23 protein-coding genes are annotated in these 24,734 nt (G+C 61.8%); 6 read left to right on the top strand and 17 right to left on the bottom strand.

From position 1 onward, the window contains the following. Positions 1-8 precede the first annotated feature (8 nt). From LG409_RS06915 to LG409_RS06900, 4 genes are read right to left on the bottom strand one after another with little or no spacing between them, the layout of a single operon-like run. A complete protein-coding gene (locus tag LG409_RS06915) occupies positions 9-623 on the bottom strand; it encodes a Maf family protein (RefSeq protein ID WP_144983539.1) in 615 nt (204 codons plus the stop codon). Beyond that, complete coding sequence (gene mreD / locus LG409_RS06910; RefSeq protein ID WP_144983537.1) at positions 620-1,114, bottom strand: rod shape-determining protein MreD; 495 nt, start codon at positions 1,112-1,114, stop codon at positions 620-622. The genes LG409_RS06915 and mreD overlap by 4 nt, the downstream gene beginning before the upstream one ends. Continuing rightward, positions 1,114-2,046, bottom strand: a complete 933-nt coding sequence (mreC, locus tag LG409_RS06905) for a rod shape-determining protein MreC (protein ID WP_227407914.1) — start codon at positions 2,044-2,046, stop codon at positions 1,114-1,116. Before mreC ends, mreD begins: the two co-directional genes overlap by 1 nt. A gap of 23 nt (positions 2,047-2,069) precedes the next feature. Then, on the bottom strand, positions 2,070-3,107 hold the full coding sequence (locus LG409_RS06900; protein ID WP_039177500.1) for a rod shape-determining protein: 1,038 nt from the start codon (positions 3,105-3,107) through the stop codon (positions 2,070-2,072). 229 nt (positions 3,108-3,336) lie between these two features. On the opposite strand from LG409_RS06900, the gene gatC reads away from it, so the two are divergent. From gatC to gatB, 3 genes are read left to right on the top strand one after another with little or no spacing between them, the layout of a single operon-like run. After that, positions 3,337-3,624 carry an Asp-tRNA(Asn)/Glu-tRNA(Gln) amidotransferase subunit GatC gene (gatC, locus tag LG409_RS06895; RefSeq protein ID WP_016913466.1) on the top strand — a complete coding sequence of 96 codons (288 nt, stop codon included), beginning with the start codon at positions 3,337-3,339 and terminating at the stop codon, positions 3,622-3,624. A 59-nt stretch (positions 3,625-3,683) separates the two neighbouring features. After that, positions 3,684-5,144, top strand: a complete 1,461-nt coding sequence (gene gatA / locus LG409_RS06890) for an Asp-tRNA(Asn)/Glu-tRNA(Gln) amidotransferase subunit GatA (RefSeq protein WP_227407913.1) — start codon at positions 3,684-3,686, stop codon at positions 5,142-5,144. Then, entirely contained in the window at positions 5,144-6,598 is a 1,455-nt protein-coding gene (gene gatB, locus LG409_RS06885) for an Asp-tRNA(Asn)/Glu-tRNA(Gln) amidotransferase subunit GatB (RefSeq protein ID WP_227407912.1), read from the top strand. Before gatA ends, gatB begins: the two co-directional genes overlap by 1 nt. Before the next feature lie 134 nt (positions 6,599-6,732). On the opposite strand, the gene sixA is transcribed toward gatB, so the two are convergent. The 4 genes from sixA to LG409_RS06865 all read right to left on the bottom strand — a co-directional run bounded on the left by sixA (position 6,733) and on the right by LG409_RS06865 (position 10,850). Next, on the bottom strand, positions 6,733-7,251 hold the full coding sequence (sixA, locus tag LG409_RS06880) for a phosphohistidine phosphatase SixA (protein ID WP_052196368.1): 519 nt from the start codon (positions 7,249-7,251) through the stop codon (positions 6,733-6,735). Beyond that, complete coding sequence (locus LG409_RS06875) at positions 7,244-8,368, bottom strand: NAD(P)H-dependent glycerol-3-phosphate dehydrogenase (protein ID WP_422822513.1); 1,125 nt, start codon at positions 8,366-8,368, stop codon at positions 7,244-7,246. The genes sixA and LG409_RS06875 overlap by 8 nt, the downstream gene beginning before the upstream one ends. Positions 8,369-8,482: 114 nt before the next feature. After that, entirely contained in the window at positions 8,483-10,387 is a 1,905-nt protein-coding gene (htpG, locus tag LG409_RS06870; protein WP_227407911.1) for a molecular chaperone HtpG, read from the bottom strand. A 127-nt stretch (positions 10,388-10,514) separates the two neighbouring features. Further along, the gene (locus LG409_RS06865; protein ID WP_016913460.1) at positions 10,515-10,850 is read right to left on the bottom strand and encodes a YkvA family protein; all 336 of its coding nucleotides are present in this window, start codon (positions 10,848-10,850) and stop codon (positions 10,515-10,517) included. Positions 10,851-10,986: 136 nt separating this feature from the next. On the opposite strand from LG409_RS06865, the gene LG409_RS06860 reads away from it, so the two are divergent. Further along, complete coding sequence (locus tag LG409_RS06860) at positions 10,987-12,936, top strand: transglycosylase SLT domain-containing protein (protein ID WP_227407910.1); 1,950 nt, start codon at positions 10,987-10,989, stop codon at positions 12,934-12,936. 29 nt (positions 12,937-12,965) lie between these two features. Here the strand turns inward: LG409_RS06860 and LG409_RS06855 are convergent, their stop codons facing one another. Beyond that, complete coding sequence (locus LG409_RS06855) at positions 12,966-13,619, bottom strand: LysE family translocator (protein ID WP_016913458.1); 654 nt, start codon at positions 13,617-13,619, stop codon at positions 12,966-12,968. A 140-nt stretch (positions 13,620-13,759) separates the two neighbouring features. Here LG409_RS06855 and LG409_RS06850 point away from each other — a divergent pair, with 140 nt between their 5' ends. Further along, positions 13,760-13,963 (top strand): cold-shock protein, encoded by a 204-nt coding sequence (locus tag LG409_RS06850; RefSeq protein ID WP_016913457.1) that lies wholly within the window; start codon positions 13,760-13,762, stop codon positions 13,961-13,963. Between the two features lie 83 nt (positions 13,964-14,046). Here LG409_RS06850 and LG409_RS06845 read toward each other — a convergent pair whose 3' ends face one another. From LG409_RS06845 to LG409_RS06830, 4 genes are all read right to left on the bottom strand, one after another. Further along, the gene (locus LG409_RS06845; RefSeq protein ID WP_227407909.1) at positions 14,047-14,757 is read right to left on the bottom strand and encodes a hypothetical protein; all 711 of its coding nucleotides are present in this window, start codon (positions 14,755-14,757) and stop codon (positions 14,047-14,049) included. 48 nt (positions 14,758-14,805) lie between these two features. After that, positions 14,806-15,765, bottom strand: a complete 960-nt coding sequence (gene yegS, locus LG409_RS06840) for a lipid kinase YegS (protein WP_189462888.1) — start codon at positions 15,763-15,765, stop codon at positions 14,806-14,808. Between the two features lie 40 nt (positions 15,766-15,805). Next, entirely contained in the window at positions 15,806-18,436 is a 2,631-nt protein-coding gene (gene pepN / locus LG409_RS06835) for an aminopeptidase N (RefSeq protein ID WP_227407908.1), read from the bottom strand. 78 nt (positions 18,437-18,514) lie between these two features. Continuing rightward, positions 18,515-19,000, bottom strand: coding sequence for a YajQ family cyclic di-GMP-binding protein (locus LG409_RS06830; protein WP_039177529.1), 486 nt, complete (start codon positions 18,998-19,000; stop codon positions 18,515-18,517). 130 nt (positions 19,001-19,130) lie between these two features. On the opposite strand from LG409_RS06830, the gene cobO reads away from it, so the two are divergent. Then, the gene (cobO, locus tag LG409_RS06825) at positions 19,131-19,730 is read left to right on the top strand and encodes a cob(I)yrinic acid a,c-diamide adenosyltransferase (protein ID WP_016913452.1); all 600 of its coding nucleotides are present in this window, start codon (positions 19,131-19,133) and stop codon (positions 19,728-19,730) included. 70 nt (positions 19,731-19,800) lie between these two features. Here cobO and LG409_RS06820 read toward each other — a convergent pair whose 3' ends face one another. The 4 genes from LG409_RS06820 to hflK all read right to left on the bottom strand — a co-directional run bounded on the left by LG409_RS06820 (position 19,801) and on the right by hflK (position 24,650). Next, positions 19,801-21,096 (bottom strand): adenylosuccinate synthase, encoded by a 1,296-nt coding sequence (locus tag LG409_RS06820; protein ID WP_039177535.1) that lies wholly within the window; start codon positions 21,094-21,096, stop codon positions 19,801-19,803. Further along, complete coding sequence (locus tag LG409_RS06815) at positions 21,096-22,289, bottom strand: ATP phosphoribosyltransferase regulatory subunit (RefSeq protein ID WP_039177538.1); 1,194 nt, start codon at positions 22,287-22,289, stop codon at positions 21,096-21,098. Before LG409_RS06815 ends, LG409_RS06820 begins: the two co-directional genes overlap by 1 nt. A gap of 195 nt (positions 22,290-22,484) precedes the next feature. Continuing rightward, positions 22,485-23,369, bottom strand: coding sequence for a protease modulator HflC (gene hflC, locus LG409_RS06810; RefSeq protein WP_039177541.1), 885 nt, complete (start codon positions 23,367-23,369; stop codon positions 22,485-22,487). Then, complete coding sequence (gene hflK / locus LG409_RS06805; RefSeq protein ID WP_227407907.1) at positions 23,370-24,650, bottom strand: FtsH protease activity modulator HflK; 1,281 nt, start codon at positions 24,648-24,650, stop codon at positions 23,370-23,372. It abuts the gene before it with no gap. Between the last annotated feature and the right edge of the window lie 84 nt (positions 24,651-24,734).

Here is a 24,734-nt window from a genome sequence, read left to right as displayed (position 1 = left end):
CCCAATCGCTACGTTGGATATCGGCCCGCCCAAACGGGCACTCCCTGCTGGACAAGCAAGCGCGTGGTTTCAAATAGCGGCAGCCCCACGACGGCAGAGTGACTGCCCTGAATTTCTTCGACGAACACCGAAGCAAGCCCTTGTATGGCATAGCCACCGGCTTTGTCCACGGGCTCACCGGTCTGCCAGTAGCAGGCGATTTCCTCGCGGCTCAATGAGCGCATGGTGACATGAGTCGTGACACAACATGAGAGTATACCCAGCGGCCCACTCACTGCCACCGCGGTCAGTACTTGATGCGTGCCCCCCGAGAGCCGTTTCAACATCTCGGCGGCATGTTGCTGGTCTCGGGGCTTGCCAAGAATATCCCCCGCCACCACGACTGCCGTATCCGACCCGAGCACCGGCAAGTGCGTTCGGCCCATGGCCGCGCTGGCCTTGGCGATGGCCAGCCGCTCCACATACGCCAAAGCCGACTCATCGGCCAGCGGCGTTTCATCGATGTCGCTGGGCAGCACGCTGACAGGCACACCAATCGACGCCAGCAGCGCCTTGCGACGCGGCGAAGCAGACGCCAGGCAGAGCACCGGCGGGGAGGATGCGCCGGAAATCACCTCGCTCATGTTCCACTGCTCATCATGCGCCGCTCCAGAGCCACCAGCATGGTGGCCAGCCAAGGCCACAACAGCGCACTCATCAGCGAGGGAATCAGGAAGGAGAGGTGGATCGAAAACTCGCCGGTCAAGGTACGCAACCACTGCTCGACCAGCTGCACCAGCCCCAGCAGCACCAGCACCAGCACGGCCTGCTGCACCAGCGAATAAGCGCGAAAACGTGGATAGACCATGGCAGCCAGAAACGCCAACAGCGACAAGATGAGCGCGTGTTGGCCCAAGGCGGTCCCTTCGATCAGGTCCAGCAGCAGGCCCACCACGAAGCCGTGAAAGACCCCGACTCGGTCCGGTGAGCGCATGCTCCAGTAGATGAGCATGAGGCCCACCCATTCGGGGCGAAACACCTGCCAGCCATCCGCCACCGGCATGACCTGCAAGCACAGCGCCAGCAGCAGGCTCAGCCAAACGGCGAACAGCGGCACAACGGGAGCCCTAGCCATCAAGGCGCCTCCTGTGAATGAGACTCGGCCAGACGCTGAGCGGCATGCACGGCCTGCGCCGAGATATCCATGGACTCATCCCAGTCAGACGCGTCGAACTCTTCGCGGGGCGGTGGAAAGAGCATCAGGAAATGCCGTGAGCGTTGCAGCTGGGCGGCAGGCTCGGCCATGACACGTGCAAACGGTTGGCCGGGGTCATGGTACACCTCGGTGACACGGGCCACGGGATACCCAGGAGGAAAGCGACCCGCCAACCCGGAGGTGGTCAACAAGTCTCCTTCGCGAATGTCGGCAGTATCCGGTACGTGCAGCACGCTGACGCTGCCATAACGGCCGGTGCCCTGCACGATGAAACGCAGGCCGTTTCGATTGACCTGAACCGGCAAGGCATGACTTGCATCCGCCAGCAGCAGCACGCGGCTGGAGTAGGCAGACACAGCGGTCACCTGACCGACCAACCCAGACGCATCGATCACTGGCTGTCCGACATAGGCGCCGTTACGATGCCCTCGGTCGACGACCATTTGATGAGTAAAGGGGTCGTTGTCCAGCGACAGCAATTCGGCCGTGATGTAGGGAATCTCACGACGCTCGCCCGCCTTGAGCAGCGTGCGCAGCTCGGCATTTTCGGCGGTCAGGTTGGCGAGCCGCTGCCCACGATGGGACAGCGTCAGGATCTGCTCACGCAGGCGGCGATTCTCATCCACCAGCGCTTGCTGGTCAGAGAGCGCCAGCGCCCCCCAGTTCAAGACGTCGCTGGGCACGCTCACCACCCACTGAATGGGGGCAACGACCATGGTCATCTGGGCGCGAATATCTTCCATGCGCGTGAAACGCTGGTCGACAAACATCAGCACGCTTGCCGCCAGCACACAGAAGAAAAGCCGGTAACCGGGTAACGGCCCGTGTGAAAACAGCGGTTTAATAGGCAATCCCCCGCGTCAAACCGCTGCGATCAATCGCTCGACAGTAACTCAAAGGTATGCTGGTCAATCATCTCCAGCGCCTTGCCACCGCCACGCGCCACGCAGGTCAGCGGATCTTCGGCCACAATGACCGGCAGTCCCGTCTCTTCGGCGATCAGCTTGTCGAGGTCACGCAGCAGCGCGCCACCACCGGTCAGCACCAGGCCGCGTTCGGCGATGTCCGAGGCAAGCTCGGGGGGCGACTGCTCCAGCGCGCTCTTGACGGCAGACACGATAGAGCCCAGCGTTTCCTGGAGCGCCTCGAGAATCTCGTGGGAGTTGAGCGTGAAGCTTCTCGGGATGCCCTCTGCCAGGTTACGGCCGCGCACGTCGATCTCGCGCAGCTCGCCACCCGGGTAGGCACACCCGATCTCTTCCTTGATGCGCTCGGCCGTGGCTTCGCCGATCAGGCTACCGTAATGGCGGCGCACGTACGCGGTGATCGCCTCGTCAAAACGGTCACCGCCTACGCGGATCGATTCGGAATAGACTACCCCGTTGAGTGAGATGATGGCGATCTCGGTGGTACCGCCACCAATGTCCACCACCATCGACCCCTGCGCTTCTTCTACCGGCAAGCCTGCACCGATGGCCGCAGCCATGGGCTCTTCGATCAGGAAGACTTCGCGGGCACCCGCCCCTTCGGCGGACTCGCGGATGGCACGGCGCTCTACCTGAGTCGACATGCAGGGCACGCAGACCAGGACACGCGGGCTGGGCGTCAGAAACGTACTCTGATGCACCTTGCGAATGAAGTGCTGGAGCATCTGCTCGGTAACGGTAAAGTCGGCAATGACGCCGTCCTTCATGGGTCGAATGGCCGTGATATTGCCAGGCGTGCGACCGAGCATACGCTTCGCGTCGGCGCCGACCGAAGCCACGCTGCGCATGCTACCGGATTGGCGGATGGCGACTACGGACGGTTCATCGAGCACGATGCCACGACCGCGTACATAAATCAGTGTGTTGGCCGTACCCAAGTCGATCGACAGATCGCTGGAAAACAGCCCCCTCAAACGTTTGAACATGGATGTTGTTACCTAGTGCAGACCGGGAACCCTGTGCGGATGCAAACGGTATCACCGCAACCCCTTGGCAGCAAGCACGAGTCGTGCCCAATAGTGCCCGAGGGGGGCAATATGTGGTACCTTTTGCGGCTATTTTCCACGTCTGCTCCACAAGACGAATTTAAGATGACCGTATGTATACCGCTCAAAGCGGAATATGTTCCATCACGTTTGCGAGGAAACCTCGATCATGGCGCTTGAAGAATCTCATGTGCGCCGGGCCGCACATCTGGCCCGACTCGCCGTCAGCGATGACCAAGCCAGTGGCTTCGTCGACGATCTCAGCCGCATTCTGGACATGGTCGACCAGCTCCAGAGCGTGGATACCGAAGGCGTGGCGCCACTGGCCCACCCGCTGGATGCCACGCAGCGCCTGCGCGCTGACGAAGTCACCGAAACCAATCAGCGCGACGCTTTCCAGCGCTGTGCTCCGGCAGTGGAAAACGGCCTGTATCTGGTGCCTCGCGTGGTTGAATAACCACCGCACCCCGCTCGTTTCTGCTTATTTCATTCGCCCCCGAACGGAGCTTCCGGGTCATGCACGATAAAACCGTAACGCAGCTCGCCGCCGCCCTGGATAGCGGTGAACTCTCCAGCCGAGAGCTGACCTCCCACTTTTTGCAGCGCATCGAAAAAGCCGATGGCAAGCTCAACAGCTTCATCACGGTGACCGCCGAGCAGGCGCTGAACAAGGCCGAAGCCGCCGACCAGGCACGGGCGGCAGGCAAGGCGAGCAAGCTGGCTGGCATCCCCTTGGCGCTGAAAGACATTTTCTGCACCCAGAGCGTCAAGACCACCTGCGGCTCCAAAATGCTCGATAATTTCATCGCGCCTTACGATGCCACCGTGGTGGAAAAGCTGGCGGCCGCTGGCACCATCAGCCTCGGCAAGACCAATATGGACGAGTTCGCCATGGGCTCGTCCAACGAAAACAGCCACTATGGTGCGGTCAAGAACCCCTGGGACCTGACGGCAGTCCCCGGCGGCAGCTCCGGCGGTAGCGCGGCGGCGGTAGCGGCAGGGCTCGTCCCCGCGGCCATGGGCACCGACACCGGCGGCTCCATTCGTCAGCCGGCCGCGTTCTGCGGCATCACCGGATTGAAGCCCACCTATGGGCGCGTCTCCCGTTACGGCATGATTGCCTACGCCTCCAGCCTCGACCAGGCAGGCCCGATGGCACGCACGGCTGAAGATTGTGCCCTGCTGCTCAACGTGATTGCCGGGCACGACCTGCGCGACTCCACCAGCGTCGCCCGTGGCGTGCCTGACTACACCGAAACACTCAACGCGCCGCTGTCAGGCCTGAAAATCGGCCTGCCCAAGGAGTATTTTGGCGACGGCCTCGACCCGGAAGTCGAGCAAGCCGTGCGTGACGCCGTCAAGGTTTACGAGTCGCTGGGTGCCACGGTGCGGGAGGTCAGCCTGCCCCACACGCACTACGCCATCCCGGCCTACTACGTGATTGCCCCCGCTGAAGCTTCCTCCAACCTGTCGCGCTTCGACGGCGTGCGCTTCGGTCACCGCTGCAAGGCGCCTGCCGACCTGATCGACCTTTACACCCGCTCGCGGGCCGAAGGGTTTGGTGAAGAGGTCAAGCGGCGTATCCTGATTGGCACACACACCCTGTCGGAAGGCTTCTTCGACGCTTATTACACCAAGGCCCAGAAGGTGCGTCGCCTGATTCGTCAGGACTTCCTCGACGCCTTCGATGATGTCGATGTACTGATGGGCCCCGCATCGCCCACGCCCGCTTTCGACCTGGGCGCGAAGAAAGACCCGGTGTCGATGTACCTGCAGGATATCTACACCATTGCCGTGAACCTGGCGGGCATTCCCGGCATCAGCGTTCCGGCCGGATTTGCGGGCGGCCGCCCGGTGGGCCTGCAAATTCTCGGCACGCACTTTGCCGAAGCGCAGCTGCTCAACGTCGCTCACCAGTTCCAGCAAGCCACCGACTGGCATCTCAAACTGCCTGCCTTTGCCGAGGAGAACGCCTGATGCAATGGGAAACCGTGATTGGGCTCGAGGTCCACGTTCAGCTCGCAACGCGTTCCAAGATATTTTCCGGCGCCTCGACGGCGTTTGGCGCCGAGCCGAACACCCAGGCCTGCGCCGTTGATCTGGGCCTACCTGGCGTACTGCCCGTCTTGAACGAACAGGCGGTCGCCATGGCCGTTCAGTTCGGCCTGGCCGTCCATGCCGAGATCCCGGAAGTATCGGTCTTCGACCGCAAGAACTACTTCTACCCCGACTTGCCCAAGGGCTACCAGACCAGCCAGATGTATCACCCCATCGTGGGCGCTGGCGAGGTGGAAATCACCCTGGACGACGACACCACCAAGCGCATCCGCATCCACCATGCCCACCTGGAAGAAGATGCAGGCAAGTCGCTGCATGAAGACTTCCACGGCATGACCGGCATCGACCTGAACCGCGCAGGCACTCCGCTGCTGGAGATCGTCTCCGAACCGGACATGCGCAACGCCAAGGAAGCGGCGGCCTATCTGAAGGCCATCCACTCCATCGTGACCTACCTGGGCATTTCCGACGGCAACATGGCCGAAGGCTCGATGCGCTGTGATGTCAACGTCTCGGTGCGCCCCAAAGGCCAGGAAGCGTTCGGCACGCGCGCAGAAATCAAGAACGTCAACTCGTTCCGCTTCGTGGAGCGCGCCATCGCCTTCGAAGTCGAGCGTCAGATCGAGCTGATCGAAGATGGCGGCAGCGTGGTGCAGGAAACCCGCCTGTACGACCCTGAGCGCGATGAGACCCGCAGCATGCGCACCAAGGAAGAAGCCAACGATTACCGCTACTTCCCCTGCCCCGACCTGCTGCCCGTGGTCCTCGATGAAGCGTACCTGGAGCATCTGCGCAGCCAGTTGCCGGAACTGCCAGCCGACAAGCGCGCTCGTTTCCAGGACGCGCTGGGGCTATCGGCTTACGATGCCAGCGTACTCTCGGCCAGCCGCGAAATGGCGGAGTTCTTCGAGGAAGTCCACCGAGTGTGCGGCGATGCCAAACAGGCGGCCAACTGGGTTCAGGGCGAGCTGTCCGGTGCATTGAACCGGGAAAACCTGAGCATTCAGAACAGCCCCGTCTCGGCCCAGCAGCTGGGCGAAGTGGTACGCCGCGTGCTCGATGGCACCATCAACGGCAAGGCCGCCAAGCAGGTCTTCCAGGCGCTGTGGAATGGCCAGGGGGGGAGCGCCGACGCCATCATCGATGCCAAAGGGCTGAAGCAGGTGACCGATACTGGCGCCATCGAAGGCATGATCGATCAGGTCATCGCCGAGAGCCCGGCCCAGGTCGCTCAGTACCGCGATTCGGAGCCCGAGAAGCGCGGCAAGATGATCGGCTACTTCGTGGGCCAGGTCATGAAGGCCTCTCGCGGCACCGCCAACCCCCAGCAGGTGAACGACCTGCTCAAGACCAAGCTGGACGCTTTGCTGTAACGCGCCCCCAGTGCCAGTGCATCACCATGAGCGGCTGCTTCGGCAGCCGCTTTGCGTGGTGGGGGACTCGCTCAGCTATTTTCAACAGCTATTCTCTACAGCTACTCTCTAAAACCAGCCTCTACAACCAGCCGCTACAGCTGGCTGGGCTGGGTGAAGCGCTGCAGCTGAGCGCACCCCGCCGCCCAGACGTCGGCCTCCAGCTCGGCAATGGCCGCCGTGGGGAAACCCAGCCCTTGGCTCGGCGAGCCTTCGATCAACAACCCTGCCAACTCGCCCACCAGCGGCATATGGCTGACCAGCATGATGGGCCCTTGGGGCTGTTGTGCCATCAGCCACTCGGCCACGTCGCTGGCGGGATCGTCTGGCGTGATGAACGGCAAGGTATTCAAGGGAATGCCCAAGGCATCACGGATATGCTCAGCGGTTTGCTGCGCACGCACATACGGGCTGGCATACAGCACGGGGGTGGCAAGCTCTCCTTCACTGACCCGCGCTGCCAGCCAGCGCGCCATGGCGCCCGCCTCCTGTTCGCCGCGGCGAGTCAGCGCACGCACCGGGTCTGGAAAGCCGGGAGCGGCTTCACCATGCCGCATGATCAGCAGTGGGCTCGCGCCGCCATGGCGCAGCGCCTGATTTCCCTGGTCACTCATGAACATCTCCTTTGCTGACCGCCACTCGAGGGGGCGATGTCTGTTCCCGATGCGCCTGCTGTACGGCCTCACGGGGCAGAATGAATTCGACGTCGCTGCTTTGCTCACCCAGCATCAGCGTGCGCGCCATTTCCTGGGCGGGCACGCCATCGAACAGCACCCGCTTCAGCCCTTCCGCCAGCGGCATGTAAACGCCCAACTCCTCAGCCTTGGCGCACACCAGCTTGACGGTATTGACCCCTTCCGCGACCTGCCCCAACGCTTCTACCGCAGCCTCCAGGTCACGCCCCTCGCCCAGCGCATACCCCACCCGATAGTTACGCGACAGGTTCGAGGAGCAGGTCACGATCAAGTCACCTACTCCCGCCAACCCCAGAAACGTCATCGGATTGGCCCCCTGGGCCACGGCAAACCGGCTCATCTCCGCCAGAGCACGGGTCATCAGCATGCTGCGGGTGTTTTCACCCATGCCCAGTGCCGCTGCCATGCCTGCGGCGATGGCATAGATATTCTTGAGTGCCCCGCCCAGTTCGACGCCGTGCCGGTCATTACTGGCGTAAACGCGGAAATAGCGACACCCCAGCACCTGCTGCACCCGGGTACGCGTCAGGGCATCGGCGCTGGCAATCACGGTCGCGGTCAGCTGTTTATCGGCAATCTCGGAGGCCAGGTTAGGGCCCGCAATCACGCCAATATGGCTAAAGCCGGTCTCCTGCTCCAGCACTTGGCTCATCAGCAGAAAACTCTCCTGCTCGATCCCCTTGGTGGTGCTGACGAGAATCTGCTGGGCGGTCAGCCACGGTTTGGCCGCCTGCACCACGCTGCGAAACGCCTTGGAGGGAATGGCGATCAGCACCAGCTCCGCCCCGACCAGGACGGCTTCCAGGTCAGTGGACGCCTCGACGGCAGGGTTGATCGGATAATCGGGCAGGTAGCGGCCATTACGGTGCTCCTGATTGATCTGCGCCACCAGCGCTTCGTCACGCATCCACTGGCGCACCTGGGCACCGTTGTCTGCCGCAATGCTGGCCAAGGCGGTACCAAAACTCCCCCCGCCCAGCACGGCGACCTTAATCTGTTGCTCATCCGCCATGATGACATCCTGATCGTTTAGCATTCATAGTGATCACCTACTTTATCACCAACGGCCGCCTTCGCCGTTCAAAACAGGCCGAAAAACAAACGGCCCGCCTGGCAGGCCAGGCGGGCCGCATCCCTCAACGGATGGGCATCACGCGGTCAGCACGCTGTTCAGCCGCTTCACGTAAGCCGCCGGGTCGTCCAGGTGGCCACCTTCGGCAATGATCGCCTGATCGAGCAGAATATGCGCCAGCTGGGCAAACAGCTCGCCTTCGCTGCCTTCGAGCCTCGCCACCAGCGCATGATCGGGGTTGAGCTCGAGAATGGGCTTCACTTCGGGCAGTTTCTGCCCCGCGGCCTCCATGATGCGTCGCATCTGATAGCCCATCTCATGCTCCGGCAGCACCACACAGGCAGGCGAGTCGGTCAGGCGGTGAGTGACCTTCACCGACTGCACGTGCTCGCCCAGCGCTTCCTGAACGCGCTTGACCAACGCCTCTTTTGCCTTGGCGGTCTCTTCTTGAGCCTGCTTTTCGGCTTCGTCTTCGACATCGCCCAGGTCCAGCTCGCCTTTGGCCACGTCGGCGAAAGACTTGCCATCGAACTCGGTCAGGTGGCTCATCAGCCACTCATCGATACGATCGGAGAGTAGCAGCACCTCGATACCTTTCTTGCGGAAGATCTCCAGGTGAGGGCTGTTCTTCGCGGCATTGAAGCTGTCGGCCACCACGTAGTAGATCTTCTTCTGACCTTCCTTCATGCGCTCGACGTATTCGGCCAGAGAATGATCCTGGGCGGACGTATCGGTATGCGTGGAAGCAAAGCGCAGCAGACCGGCGATTTTCTCGCGGTTGGCGAAGTCTTCACCCGGCCCTTCTTTCAGCACGCTGCCAAAGGTGTTCCAGAACGTCTGGTACTGTTCGCTATCCTTGGAAAGCTTCTTGAGCATGTCCAGGGCACGCTTGGTCAAGGCACCCTTGATCTTGTCGACCTTGGGGTCCTGCTGCAGCAGCTCACGAGAGACGTTCAGCGACAGGTCGCGGGTGTCCAGCACGCCCTTGATGAAACGCAGGTAGAGCGGCAGGAACTGTTCGGCGTCATCCATGATGAATACCCGCTGAACGTACAGCTTGACGCCTCGGGAACCGTCACGGTCGAACATGTCGAACGGTGCGCGGCCCGGCACGTAGAGCAGGCTGGTGTACTCCAGCTTGCCCTCGACCTTGTTGTGGCTCCAGGTCAGCGGGTCGCTGAAGTCATGGGCCACGTGCTTGTAGAATGCCTTGTATTCGTCGTCCGACACATCGCTCTTGGGACGTGCCCACAGCGCCGTGGCTTCGTTGACGGTTTCCCAGGTGGTGACTTCACTGCCTTCGATCTCGTTGCCCTCGTCGTCACGGGCGGTCTCGACCTTGGGCATGCGCACCGGCACTTCGATGTGATCGGAGTACTTGCGCACCAGGCTTTGCAGGCGATAGTCGTCGGCAAACTCCTTGGCATCTTCTTTCAGGTGCAGGGTGATCTCGGTGCCGTGCACCTCGCGCTCGACATCGGCCACGGTGAACTCACCTTCGCCCCGCGAGCGCCACTCGACGCCTTCCGACGCGGCGGTGCCCGCCTTGCGAGTGCGCACGGCGACTTCGTCTGCCACAATGAAGCCAGAATAGAAACCGACACCGAACTGACCGATCAGCTTGGCATCCTTCTGCTGTTCACCGGAAAGCTGCTTGAGAAACTCGGCGGTGCCTGAACGCGCGATGGTCCCCAGGTTGGCGATGACATCTTCGCGATTCATGCCGATACCGTTGTCACGCAAGGTAATGGTATTGGCATCACGGTCGTGCTCGATTTCGATGCGCAGCTCGCTGTCACCTTCGTACAGGGCGTCGTTGTCCAGGGCTGCATAGCGCAGCTTGTCGCAGGCATCCGCTGCGTTGGAAATCAGCTCACGCAGGAATATCTCCCGGTTGGAGTACAGGGAGTGGATCATCAGGTTCAGAAGCTGCTTGACTTCGGTTTGAAAGCCAAGGGTTTCTTCGTGGTTCGCCGTGGTCATGCGCTTAGCCCTCATCTATTTCGTGTGGCGTGTCGCCTCTGCCAGCCAGGCAGAGGCGTCAAACAGGATGAAGGCAATATGGGGATAAGTGATGGGATTTCAAGCGCTAGCCAACCAGCCGCGCCGATCAGGCAGCCGTCGACGCTGCCTCGTTCTCGGCCTTCCAGGCGCGATATTCGGCCAGGTGGCGATCCACACGGTTCAACAGCCAACCGACGATCAGCACATCGTCGACCAGGCCAATGATGACCAGGAAATCAGGGATGAGATCAAAGGGCATGACCAGATAGGCCAGTGCCAGAGCCATGGTACCGAAGGCGGCCCAAGGCACCGGCCTGAAACTGCCACGCAGTACGTCGCGGGTCATGGGCAGGAAAAGCGTGAGCGCACGGGCTACTCGTTTGATGGCCCAGGCCCGACCTTTCAAGCGACGAAACAACCACCAGCTAGATAATCGTGCCATCGTCAGGGAATCCTCTCAGGGTACAATGGTCAGAACGTCATTTGGCCAAATAGTTCATGATCGCGACGGCCACGCGACGGTGGCCATCACCTACTCGACCGTCATATCAGCCAGTTCCAGTTAAAGAGGGAGTGCCATGCAGGCAACGCCATTTCGTTCTACCCTTCGCACGCTGTGTGCCGCGGCACTGATCGGCCTGCCATCTGCGTCCTGGGCCGCCTCGGACGAGGCCATGCGCGATGCATTGAACGCCGCCCGCCAGCAGCAGTGGCAACAAATCGACCAGAGCGCCATCGACGGGCATATCCTCAGCGGCTATGTGGAGTATCACCGGCTACGCCAGCAGTTGCCCAACGTCTCTGTCAGCCAGGTACTGCAGTTCATCGAGCAGCACGGTGACTCCCCCCTAGGTGAGTGGCTGCGCGGCCAGGCCATTGCCAACTACGGCTATGCGGGCCGTTTCAGCGACCTGCTGGCCGTCGCCGATGGCGAACCCGCCGGTACGGCACGGCAGTGCTACTACTACACGGCACTCCTCGACCGCGCCCCCGAACAGGCACGCACGGCGGGCCTGGCGCTGTGGCGCGTGGGCAGCTCACAGCCCGACGCCTGCAACGCCCTGTTCAGCCGCCTGCGCGCGGATGGCACCATCGATGCCACCGCCATCTGGGAGCGCAAGATGCTGGCTTGGCAAGCAGGCGAGCAGCGCCTGAGCACTTACCTGGGAGGATTGCTCAGCGGCCAGTGGCAAACGGCCATCGATACGGCGGAGCGGGCCAACACAAGCCTCAACAGCCTGACCACGGCCCCCACTTGCCTGGGGCCTGAATGCGCCGCCACGGCTGCGTTCTATCAGGCGGCCATGCAGCGCTATACCCGCGAAGACACGCCCCGTGCCTTTGCCGCCTGGCAACAGATCGCCCCGCGCCTGACGCTGGCGCCCAGCGACCAGCAGGTCATCGAGGAGGAGCTGGCCTTCTACGCCCTGGTGCGCGACGTGCCCGGCACGCTGAGCTGGGTAGACAGCGTGCTGCCTTCCTTGCAGAGCGAACGGGTGCTGGAGCTTCGGGTGCGCCGCGCCCTGGCGGAGCGCCAATGGACCGATGTCATCCACTGGATTGCAGAGATGCCCGCCAGCCAGCAGGAGAGCAGCCGCTGGCAGTACTGGCTGGGACGCGCCAACGAACAGCTGGGTAATCAGGAAGCTGCTCAGGCGCGCTACCAGCAGGCCGCTCTGGACCGTAGTTTCTATGGCTTTGCCGCCGCTGAAAAAATCGGCCAGCCGTACCGACTCAACCACGAGCGCCACCACTTCGACGAAGCCACCCGCGAGGATATCGCGCGACTGCCCTCCGTACAGCGCACGCAAGCGCTGCTGCGCATTGGTGAAGAGGGCCTGGCCAACAGCGAGTGGCTGCATGCCGTGCGCGAAGCGTCGCCTTACCAGGCTCGCGCCCTCGCCGACTACGCTGCCCAGCAGCAGTGGCATGCCCGGCTGGTACAAACCACGATTGCCGGTGAGATGTGGGATGCCCTGGAGTGGCGCTTCCCACCCGCCTACCGGGACAGTTTTCTGCATTGGGGCCGCATGACCGGGGTAGACCCCTTCCTGCTGATGGCGATCACCCGTCGGGAGAGCGCCTACAACCCCGTGGCGCTGTCACCGGCTGGCGCACGCGGCCTGATGCAGCTGATGCCCGGCACCGCCACGCAGGTCAGTCGCCAACTGGGACTCAGCGACCCCGGGCCTTACGGCGTACTCGACCCCGAACTGAACATTCGCCTGGGCAGCACCTACCTGCGTGACAAGCTCGACCGTTACCGTGGCAACCGCCTTGCCGCGACGGCAGCCTACAATGCCGGCCCTGGTCGCGTAGACCAGTGGCTGGGAAGTAACAGCATGGAGTCGTTCGACCTGTTCGTGGAGAGCATCCCCTTCCGCGAAACCCGCGATTACGTGCAGGCCGTACTGAGCTATCGGGTCATCTTCGAGAGCCTGGCCAACGGCGGTAGCAGCGAAGGCGTCTCGCTATTGAACGACAGCGAGCAGAGCGTTCGCTACGACCGCGCGCTGGTTCAACGCTAAGCCTGTCTCCGCTCTCCTCCCGCGCCCGGTCACACCGGGCGCTGCTCCAGCGCCAGCCGCAGCCCGAACATGACCAGCACCGCCCCCGTGGCCGCATTCAGGGTTTGTGCAAAGCGCGCGCTGGCCAGCCATTTGCTGGCACCCCCGACCATCAATACCACGCTGATCTGCCAGACGTTGGCAATCACGAAGTGAATGCTTGCCAGCCACAGCGACTTCAGCAGGGCGGGGTCGGTGGGCGCGATGAACTGCGGCAGGAAGGCCATGTAAAACACCACGGTCTTGGGGTTCAGCACGTTCGACAGCAACCCTTCCTTGATGGGCTGCCAGAGCGGGACAGGCGCAGCGTTCTGCATGACGCCTTTGACGGGCAGCGGCGTTCCTCTACGGGCGGCCATCAAACTGGAAACCCCCAGCCAGATCAGATAGGCTGCACCGGCCAGCTTGAGCGCATTGAATGCCCAAGCCGATTGCAGAAGAATCAGCGAAATGCCCAGTGCCGACACCGTTGCGTGCACGAAGAGACCGCAGCAGATGGCCACGCTGGTGGCAATACCGTCGCGCAGGCCACCGCGTGCCGTATTGCGGATCACCAGCAGGGTATCCACCCCGGGGCTGACAGAGAGTAGCGTGATAGCCACCAGAAACGGGATGAACTGCGCGTCGATCAAGGTAAAAGGCATGCGTATCAGGCTCGCAAAAGGCGTTGACGGGAAGGTTTTCGGGGTCACTGGACGACCCGGCTATTTGCTTCTAAATTGAATTTCGCGGGCAAACACCGTGAATGCCCGTCTAATCATCAAGCACGTTAAGGATATGAATGATGGCAACTGGTACTGTCAAGTGGTTCAACGATACGAAAGGTTACGGCTTCATCTCTCCCGATGACGGCGGTGACGATCTCTTTGCCCACTTCTCCGAAATTCAGGCGGAAGGCTTCAAGACCCTGCAGGATGGTCAAAAAGTCAGCTTCGAAGTGACTCAGGGTAAAAAAGGCCTTCAGGCATCCAACATTCGCCCGGTATGACCCAGGCCAATGTAGAAGGCCCGCTCTGGCGGGCCTTCTTTTTTCGCTCTCGCATGACGCTAGCGTTTCAAGAGGTCATGCGATCAGGGGGACGTCGTCCCGTTGCGCGCCCCTGAGTTTTCCAGCCGTTCCCGCTCCAGCTCTTCGAACTGCTCTTCCAGGCGTCGCTGGGCTTCCTCGAAACGGCGCTCGGTGTCCTCGATCAGGGCGTCCACGTCAGTGGCTTCCAGGCCATCGTCCAGACGGGCGCCATTCGTGATGGCGCTATCAGTTTCCCAGTCGCCCGACAAGCGATCGCTCTCCATGGGCTCCAGCTCGGGGCGCTGCTGCTCCACTTCCTGAAACTGCTCTTCGAGCTGGCGCTGGGCCTCTTCGAAGCGGCGCTCGGTTTCGGCAATCACGTCATCCACATCAGAGCGCGTGGTTTCACCTGGCATGGCACTGGCCTCGTCCAGAGCTTCTTCAGGGTCTGCCCCCAGCGTCTCTTCCCCGGCCTGCAGCTCGCTGGCTTCCGGCGCGCCGGGTTCGCTCGCATCACCTTCGCGCATCGCCTCGGCAGCTTCCAACTGCTCGGCGGCCTGGCGCGCTTCAATATCGTCTTCCACTTCCTCCGGGTCCGGCACCTCGTTTTGCACGTCGTCCTGCGCCGCTGCCGAGGTCGCCGTTCCCTCTTCGTCAGTCACCGTGGCAGGGGGCTCTTCCGGGGCAACGTTGGCTTCTTCCTGGCTGTCGCCACAGGCACTGAGTAACAGCGCCAAGCTGGCCAGCACAGGGATCCAGAGTCGATTCACCATCGCGTGTAGCTCCTTAAAAATCGTATTCAATGACTCAATAATGACCGGCTAGTGGCGTTCATTGGCCGACAACAGTGCACACCCTTCGGGCAGCAGTACCTGGAGCGCCAACGGCACCACCTCGGCCGTGAAGCGCTCGTAGCGCTTCGCTTCGCCATCCAGGGTCAGCGGCCAGGGGTCATCGTCCGGCCTGGTGGTCACGGTCAATTGGCTGGCCGTGAAGTAGCGCACGTAGCGCCCATCCGGTGGAAAATGCTGCAGCTCGCCTAACAAGGCAGGCAGTTCCAGCACCGAACGGAAATCCTTGACCAGCAGGACATCCAGGCGCCCATCGTCCAACCGGGCCCTGGGTGCCAGTACCTGACCGCCCCCCGATTGACGCCCATTGCCCAGCGCCAGCAGCAGCAGCGAAGCGGCCTGTTCGCTGTCGGCCCAATGCAGCGTGCCGCGATAACTGCGGTGTCGCCACGCCTTGAGCGCGCCCATCAGCGAGTAGGCACCCCCGCCCAACATGCGTTTGAGGGTTTTCGGGGTCGAAGAGGTAATTTCGGCCCCAAAGCCCCCCGTCGTCATGTTGACGTAGTAGCTGATCGACTGCTCACCGTTGGCTTCCGCCGTCATGCGAATCACATCGATGGGCGCCGCCGCGAGCGAGACAGCCGCTTGCAGCGCAGGCCCGGGCTCCAGGGGCAGCCCTACCGACGTGGCGAAATCATTGGCACTGCCCAGAGGCACGATACCCAGCGGGGGGCGGTGGTCATGGGGCAGGCGCATCAATCCATTGACCACCTCGTTGACCGTGCCATCACCGCCACAGGCCACCACGTGGGTCGCCCCCAAAGCCTCTGCGTCGGCCGCAAAGTCGGCGGCATCGCCCCCTTCCCAGGTCGCGCGTACGGTGATGGCAACCCCTGCCTTGCGCTGGGCGGCTACCGCCTCGCGCAGCTCAGGGTTGCCCGCTGATTTTCCGTTGATGATCAGTAGATAGTGCTTGTTCGGATCTGTCACTGGCGCGTTTCCTTTCCCTGGTTAAACCGCAAGAACGATCTTAAGCCAACGCTTTTTCGACCACTTCGTAGACGTTCGCCGAGAGCGGCTCCTGGCGAATGCGCATCAGTTCCTGGCGCATCAGCTGCTGGCGAGCCTCGTCAAAGCGCTGCCAGCGGGTCAACGGCGTGACCAGCCGCGCAGCAATTTCCGGGTTGAGTCGATTCAACTCGATCACCACATCGGCCAGCAATGCATAGCCCTGCCCGTCCAAGCGATGGAAGTTCACCCGGTTCTGAGCAAATGCCCCCACCAGCGCACGCACCTTGTTGGGGTTCTTGATCGAGAAGGCCGGGTGTTGCATCAAGTAGCGTACCCTCTCCAGCACATCCGCCTGAGGCCGGGTAACCTGGATGGTAAACCACTGGTCCATGACCAGCGGGTCGTGGGCCCACTTTTCGCCAAACGTTTTCAGCGCAGGCGCCGCCAGGTCGTCACGGTCGCTGTGCGCCAGCAGCGTCAAGGCGTGCCGCACATCGGTCATGTTGTGTCCCGCGGCAAACTGCGCTTCGCACAGCGCCACGGCCTCGTCATCCTCGATCGACATCAGATAGGAGAGCGCCACGTTTTTGAGGCTGCGCTGGGCAATTTGTTCAGCCGAAGGTGCATAGGCCGCATCACTGAGATTATCCTGATAGACCGCCAGGAACTCCTCACGAAGGGCCAGTGCCAACGACTGGCGAACGAATTCTCGCGCCGCATGGATGGCATCCACATCGACGATCGGCTGCAGCTCGGCAATGTAGGCCTCGGAGGGCAGCGTCAGCATCTCGGCCAGCACGGCCTTGTCCTGCATGGGGCCAGTCAACAGAGTTCTGAAAGCCTCCACCACGCGGCCGTCCATGACCTTTTCGACCCCGTTGCGATGAGCAGCGATCAGATCGTCCAGCGCCAGCATGGCCAGCCGCTGACCGGCATCCCAACGATTGAAGCCATCGCTGTCGTGGGTCAGCAAGAACGCCAGCTCTTCCCGTGAATAGGGGAAGTGCAGCTTCACCGGTGCAGAGAAATCGCGCAACAGCGAAGGTACTGGCGCTTCAGGAACGTCGGTGAACACAAACGTCTGCTCATCGTCGGTCAAGTGCACCACGGCATCCTTGCCCAACGACTCGCCATTCAGCGTCAGGGTCAGGTCGTGGCCCGACTTGGTACCTACCAACCCCATACGCACGGGGATGTGCAGCGGCTGCTTCACCGGCTGGCCGGGCGTCGCCGGGGTACGCTGGCGCAGCGTCAGGCGGTACACCGCATTGGCATAGTCGTATTCGCCGTTGGCGTCTATCTCGGGGGTGCCCGCCTGGGCGTACCAGCGCATGAACTGCTCCAGATCCAGCCCCGATACCTCGGCCATGCAGCCGACGAAGTCTTCGATAGTCACGGCCTGACCGTCGAAGCGCTCGAAATAGCGGTCGGCACCGCGACGGAACGCCTCCCAGCCCAGCAGGTTGCGCAGCATCCGTACGATCTCAGCACCCTTTTCGTAAATGGTCAGGGTGTAGAAATTGGTGATTTCGATATAGTGGTCTGGGCGTACCGGATGAGCCGTGGGGCCTGCATCTTCGGCAAACTGCGCCGTGCGGAAAAACGATACGTCCTGAATACGCTTGACCGGCGCCGAGTTGACGTCTGCCGAGAAACACTGGTCCCGGAAGACCGTGAAGCCCTCTTTCAGCGACAGCTGAAACCAGTCCCGACAGGTAACCCGGTTACCCGACCAGTTGTGGAAGTATTCGTGGGCCACGATGCCTTCCACGTTCTGGAAAGCCGCATCGGTGGCGGTATCCGGGTGGGTCAACACGGCTGCCGAATTGAAGATGTTCAGACCCTTGTTCTCCATGGCCCCCATGTTGAAATCGTTCACCGCCACGATCATGAACAGGTCCAGGTCATACTCACGCCCGTAGGTCTGCTCATCCCAGGCCATGGAGCGCTTCAGCGATGCCATGGCGTGATCGGTCTTGTTCAGGTTTTCCTGCTCTACCCACAGCTGAAGGGTCACGCGACGACCGCTCAGGGTCGTGAAGTGATCCTCGACCTTGTGCAGATTGCCTGCCACCAGGGCAAACAGGTAGCAGGGTTTGGGATGCGGGTCTTCCCAGGTGACGAAGTGACGCCCGCCAGGCAGCTCGCCACGCTCGACGGGGTTGCCGTTGGCCAGCAGCACCGGCTCGCTTTCGGCATCGCCCACCACGGTGACTCTGTAAGTGGCCATGACGTCGGGGCGGTCAGGATAAAAGGTGATACGCCGAAACCCCTCGGCCTCGCACTGGGTGCAGTACATGCCGTTGGATTGATAGAGCCCTTCCAGGGCGGTGTTGGTGCTGGGTGAAATCTCGACCTCACTCTCCAGCACGAACGCCTCGGGCACCTCACCAATGGTGAGCTGGGTATCGCTCAACTGGTACTCGCTCTCCGCCAGCGAGCGACCGTCGAGCTCGAGCGAGCGCAGGGTCAAATGCTCGCCATTGAGCACTAGCGGCGCCTGCGGCGCGGCCTGGGCATGGCGCTCAATGGTCAAACGTGCCTTGACACGGGTCGCGGTAGGGTCAAGATCAAACGTCAGCTCGGTATGGGTAACCTGATAGTCGGGCGGCTGGTAGTCGCTTAAATAGACCGGCTGCGGATCAGACATGATTCGTGACTCCTGTGGGCAATAAAGTGAACGCGCCGTGGCAGCCTTCGGCTGCACGACGCGGCTATGCGGTTGTGATCAGTCGCGGAAATTATCGAACTGAAGCGGCAGGTCGGGCCCCTCTTCGCCTCGCAGCAGGGCCATCACGCTTTGCAGGTCGTCGCGCTTCTTGCCCGTCACGCGCACCTTTTCACCCTGAATCTGGGCCTGCACCTTGAGTTTGCTGGCCTTGATACGCTTGACGACGTCCTTGGCTTCGGCCTGGTCGAGCCCCTGCTTGAGCACTACTTCCTGGCGAGCTTTCACTCCGGAAAGCACCGGGTCCTTGACGTCCATGCAGCGCGCATCGATACCCCGTGCGATCAGCCGACTGCGCATCACATCGAGCATCTGCTTGAGCTGAAAGTCGACTTCGGCTTCCAGCTGTACCTTGTCGCCTTCCAGTGCAAAACTGGCATCCACGCCTTTAAAATCAAAGCGCGACTGCACTTCGCGGTTCGCCTGATCCACCGCATTGGCGGCTTCGTGTTGATCGAACTCTGACACAATATCAAAAGATGGCATGACCTGTTTCCTATCGAGACATAGCCTCCTATTCTAGAGCAGCAAGGCACTCAGCGGCCAATTCTGTTACCCGAAGTTTTTACCCAGCGTAAATTCGACAGGGCACGACACCCCATCACGAGGAGATTCGATGAGCGATCGCGAGACGCGTCACAAGGCAGCCATGGAAAAACTCAAGGCCCACGTGGACGAGAAAGTCGCCAAGGCCACCGAGCAGCGTGGCCTGCTGCTGGTCAATACGGGCAACGGCAAAGGCAAGACCACGGCTGCCTGGGGCACCGTGACCCGGGCGCTGGGCTACGGCTATAAAGTCGGCGTCGTGCAGTTCATCAAGGGGCTATGGGAGTGTGGCGAGCGCAATCGCCTGGAAGAAGACCCGCACTTGAGCGTTGCCATCATGGCCACCGGCTTCACCTGGGATACCCAAAACCGCGAGGCCGACACCGCTGCCTGCCAGGCCGTATGGCAGCAGGCCGAGGCCATGCTGAGCGACCCCGACACCTACCTGGTGGTGCTCGATGAAATCACCTACATGCTCAAGTTCGGCTATCTCGACATCGCCACGGTCAAACAGGCCTTGGCCAATAGACCGAGGGAGCAAACCGTCATCATCACGGGGCGCAATGCCCATCGCGAGCTGGTGGCCATGGCCGACACGGTGACGGAAATGCAGGAGGTGCGTCACGCCTTCAATAACGGCCTGCAGGCGCGGCGCGGCATCGACTTTTGAGTGCGCGCCAGGGCTGCAAACAAAACGGGGCGACGTCACCGTCGCCCCGTTTGGCTGGCATCGGCAGGTATTAGCTGTCGAAGGGATTGCGCAGCACGATGGTTTCCACGCGGTCAGGGCCGGTAGAGATGATGTCGATGCTGGTGCCTACCTGCTCTTCCAGGTAGCTGATGTAGGCACGGGCGTTGGCGGGAAGATCTTCGACCTTCTTCGCTCCCAGAGTCGACTCTTTCCAGCCCGGCAGGTCGTGATAGACCGGCTCGACGGCTTCGTAGCCCTCTGAGTCCACCGGATTGTCGAGCACTTCACCGTCCTTGCTGCGATAGCCGACACAGACGCGAATGTTCTCCAGGCCATCGAGCACGTCCAGCTTGGTCAAGCAGATACCCGAGACCGAGTTGATCTGCACGGCGTGGCGCAGGGCCACGGCGTCGAACCAGCCACAGCGACGCGGACGCCCGGTGGTAGCGCCGAACTCATGGCCGCGCTCGGCCAGGTGGCGGCCGTGGTCGTCGAACAGCTCGGTGGGGAACGGGCCAGAGCCTACACGCGTGGTGTACGCCTTGGTGATACCCAGCACGTAATCCAGGTACAGCGGACCCACGCCAGAGCCGGTGGCGGTACCACCGGCCGTGGTGTTGGAGCTGGTCACGTAGGGGTAGGTACCGTGGTCGATATCCAGCAGCGAGCCTTGAGCACCTTCGAACAGAATGTTCTCACCGGCCTTGCGCAGGTCGTGGACCATGCTGACGGTATCGCTGACCATGGGGCGCAGCTCTTCGGCCATCTGCATGGCGCTGTCGAGCACTTCCTGGAAATCCACCGCCGGTTCGCCGTGGTAATTCACCAGTACGAAGTTGTGGTAATCGAGGACTTCGCCCAGCTTGGAGGCAAAACGCTCGCGATGCAGCATATCGCCCAGGCGCAGGCCACGACGGGCAACCTTGTCTTCATAAGCCGGGCCGATGCCACGACCGGTAGTGCCGATCTTGGCCACGCCACGGGCCTTTTCACGCGCCTGATCCAGGCGCACGTGGTACGGCAGGATCAGCGGACAGGCTGGCGACAGGCGCAGACGCTCACGCACCGGCACGCCCTTGGCTTCCAGCTCGCGAATCTCCTTGATCAAGGCTTCCGGAGAGAGCACGACGCCATTGCCGATGACGCAGGTCTTGCCCGGACGCAGCACGCCGGACGGAATCAGGTGAAGAACGGTCTTCTCACCATCGATGACCAGCGTGTGGCCAGCATTGTGGCCACCTTGAAAGCGAACCACGGCAGAAGCGGATTCGGTCAACAGATCGACGATCTTGCCTTTGCCTTCATCGCCCCACTGAGTCCCCAGGACTACGACATTCTTACCCATTATGCACTCGTCTCTTGTGTCAGGGCCGCTGTCTGCCAACGGCCGTCGATAAACTCAAGACGGCGGTCACAGTTGTGCTCCGCCGGCCCAGTACGCTGCCCAGGCAGCGCTTGAATAACGCGTTCACCCTGCTCGCGCAGTGCCACGATGGCAGCATTGAGCGACTCATCCTCCTGGGCTGGCGCCCACACCGCTTTGCGGTCAGGAGACGCTGGCGCCAGGGAGGCCAGCTGTTTCAGATCCATCGAGAAGCCCGTCGCCGGGCGAGCACGCCCAAAGGCACGCCCAGTATCATCATAGCGCCCCCCTTTGGCCAATGCGTAGCCATAACCGGGAACATAAGCCGCAAACATCATGCCGGTGTGGTACTGATAGCCACGCAGCTCGGCAAGGTCGAAGTACAGGGCCACGTCGAAACGCGCCAACACCCCTTTGTACAGCGCTTCCAGCTGATCCAGCGCGGCATTGACCGGCGCCGGGGCACCCGCAAACCGCTCACGCGCTTCGCTCAGCACCTCGGCATTGCCGTGCAGTTCGCCAAGCGCCATCAGCATCTCCGCCAATACCGGGTCCTTGACGCTGGCCGCCACTTGCTCGGCCAACTGCCCAGGCGATTTGAGCGCCAGCGCCTCGAACAGCGCACGCTCCTGCTCTTCGCTGAGCGCAGCGGCTTCGACCAGGCTGCGATAGATGCCGATATGCCCCAGCGCCAGGTGGATCTCACTGGCACCGGCGGCATGCAGGCTGGCAAGCGCCAGGTGAATGATTTCGCTGTCGGCTTCGAGCCCCGCATGACCAAACAGCTCGACACCCACCTGCACGGGGCTGCGCCCCCCCTGATGCTGGTCGGCCTTGGCACGCAGCACGTTGGTGCAGTAGCACAGGCGTACCGGCCCCTGACGTTTCAGCGAGTGCGCATCCATTCGCGCCACCTGGGGCGTGACGTCTGCCGAGGCGCCCATCATGCGCCCCGTCAACTGGTCGGTCAGCTTGAAGGTTTGGAGGTCGAGGTCGGTGCCGGTACCGGTCAGCAGCGAGTCGAGAAACTCTACCGGTGGCGGCATTACCTGGTCATAGCCCCAGGCGTGATAAAGATCGAGTAGCGCACGGCGCAGCTCTTCCATGCGGCTTGCCTGAGGCGGCAGCACCTCATCCATGCCGTCAGGCAGTAGCCAGCGGTCAGCGATGGTCATGTGAACAATCCTGCGAGACGATGAAGGCCCGGCCGACGACACCAGGAGGGCATCTTGACCTGCCCGGCCTGATAACGCACGTGAAATGGGGCCACAAAAAAACCGGGCGACGCCCGGTTGATAAAGTCTACCACGTTTGGAGCCCAGTTGAACCCCGCCGGGCGTATCGCCCAGCGGGAAACGAGCCCGCTTCGCTTACTCGTCGCTGTCCGGCATGGCGCTGCGCAGGTAGCGGAAGAAGTCGCTGTCTGGCTCCAATACCAGCAGGTTGCCGTCGCCAGAGAAGCTCTGACGGTAGGCATTCAGGCTACGCCAGAAGGCGAAGAATTCCTGATCCTGGCTGTAAGCCTGGGAGAAGATCGCGGCGGCTTCGGCATCCCCTTCACCACGCAGGGTCTCGGAACGCTCGTTGGCTTGCGCCAGCAAGACCTGACGACGACGGTCGGCGTTGGCGCGAATACGCTCGGCCTCTTCCTGACCCTGAGCACGCCACTCGCGCGCTTCACGCTCACGCTCGGAGCGCATCCGCTCGAAAACGGCAGCCGACACGTCTTCCGGCAGGTCGATCCGCTTGATACGAATATCACGAATCGCCACGCCCAGCTCTTCACGCATCAGCTCGTCGAGTTCGCCGGTGGGTCCGGTCATCAGGTCATCACGGCGCTCGGCGATGATTTCCTGAAGATTGAGGCGACCAAACTCGTTACGCAGGCTTTCGTCGACTCGGGGCTGAATCAGGCGTACCGCCATCATCTCGTCACCCGCAGTGGCCTCGTAGTAACGGGTGGGGTTGACCACCTGCCACTTGACGTAGGAGTCGACGATGACCGCTTTCTGCTCGAGGGTCAGATAACGACTGGTATCGGTATCGAGGGTCAGCAGACGCACATCGAACTTGCGCACGGTCTGGGCAATCGGAATCTTGACGTGAAGCCCAGGCTGAATGTTCTCTTCGATGACTTCACCAAAGCGCAGCTTGACGGCACGCTCGGTCTCATCCACCACGTACAGGCTGTTGCTGGCCAGCCAGGCAACTGCGGCCAGGCCACCCACGATCAGCAGGGAACGGTTATTAATCATTTAGCGACCCTCCCTGCGAATGGGCGAATTACTGGACGATGACGAAGCGCCACCCTGACTGGTACGCAGCGAATCGAGCACGCGCGGGTCGATGGCGTCACTGCTGTTACCGCTGCTATCGCTGCTGCTGGAGCTGCTCGAACCGCCGCTGCTTCCACTGCGCATCTGATCCAACGGCAGGTACATCAAGGGCGCATTGTCGCTGATATCCAGCAGCACCTTGGGCGTGCTCCCAAAGACTTCTTCGATGGCATCCAGGTACATACGCTCGCGCATCACTTCCGGTGAGTTCTGGTATTCGGTCAACAGCGCATTGAAGCGGTTGGCCTGACCCTGTGCTTCGGCAACGACCGATTCACGGTAACCCTGCCCCTGCTCTACCACACGCTGAGCCTGACCTTGTGCAGCCGGGATGATCGCGTTGGCATAGGCCATACCTTCGTTGATGGTCCGCTGGCGATCTTCGCGGGCACGGATAACGTCATCGAAAGCATCGATCACCGGCGCGGGCGCCGAGGTGGACTCGATGTTGATCGTCTGCAGACGAATACCGGCACCATAGGCATCCAGATAGGTCTGCAGGCGGCTGGCCACCGAGCTACCGAGAATTTCACGACCAGAGGTCAGAATATCGATCATGTCGGTGCCACCCACCACGTGGCGCAGAGCCGAGTCCAGCGCATTCTCGATGGAGAGTGCTGGGTCGCGCACGTTCAGTACGAAATCACGTGGATTGGCCACCTGATACTGGGCCGAGATTTCGACTTCGACGATATTTTCGTCTCGGGTCAACATCGACTGGGTCTGTGCAACGGAACGAACGCGCGTGACGTTCACCATACGCACATCGTCGATCAGCGGCGGATTCCACTGCAGACCGGGACTGACGATGCCCTGGAACTCACCAAAGCGCAGCACGACACCACGCTCGGACTGGTCGACCAGATAGAAGCCGGACGCACCCCAGATGGCCAGCGCCACGATCAGCAGCAGCCCGGGCAGTGCAAACGAATTGCGCGGCTTGCCGCCGCCCTTGTTGCCACCGCTACCGCCACCGCTCTTCTTGCCGCCGCCCAGCATGCCGTTCAGCTTGTCTTGAAACTTCTTGAGCGCTTCATCAAGATCGGGAGGCCCCTGATTGTTTCCGCCGTTCCCACCATTGCCTCCGCCGTTGTTGCCGCCGTTATTACCACCGCGGTCACCGCCGTTATTGCTACCACGACGCCCCCCACTGCTCCAAGGGTCGTGCTGGTTGCCACCACCGGGCTCATTCCAGGCCATACTTCGTCTCCACTAAGGTGTTCACCTGCACCGTACCTTACGCTCAGGCAAGGCCGAGTGCTTTTGATATTATTGCTATATCAA

The organism is Halomonas sp. NyZ770, assembly GCF_020616575.1.
Lineage (GTDB): Bacteria > Pseudomonadota > Gammaproteobacteria > Pseudomonadales > Halomonadaceae > Vreelandella > Vreelandella hamiltonii.
The sequence above is the reverse complement of the archived record's forward strand: the minus strand, read 5'-3'. Positions and strand labels throughout refer to the sequence as shown.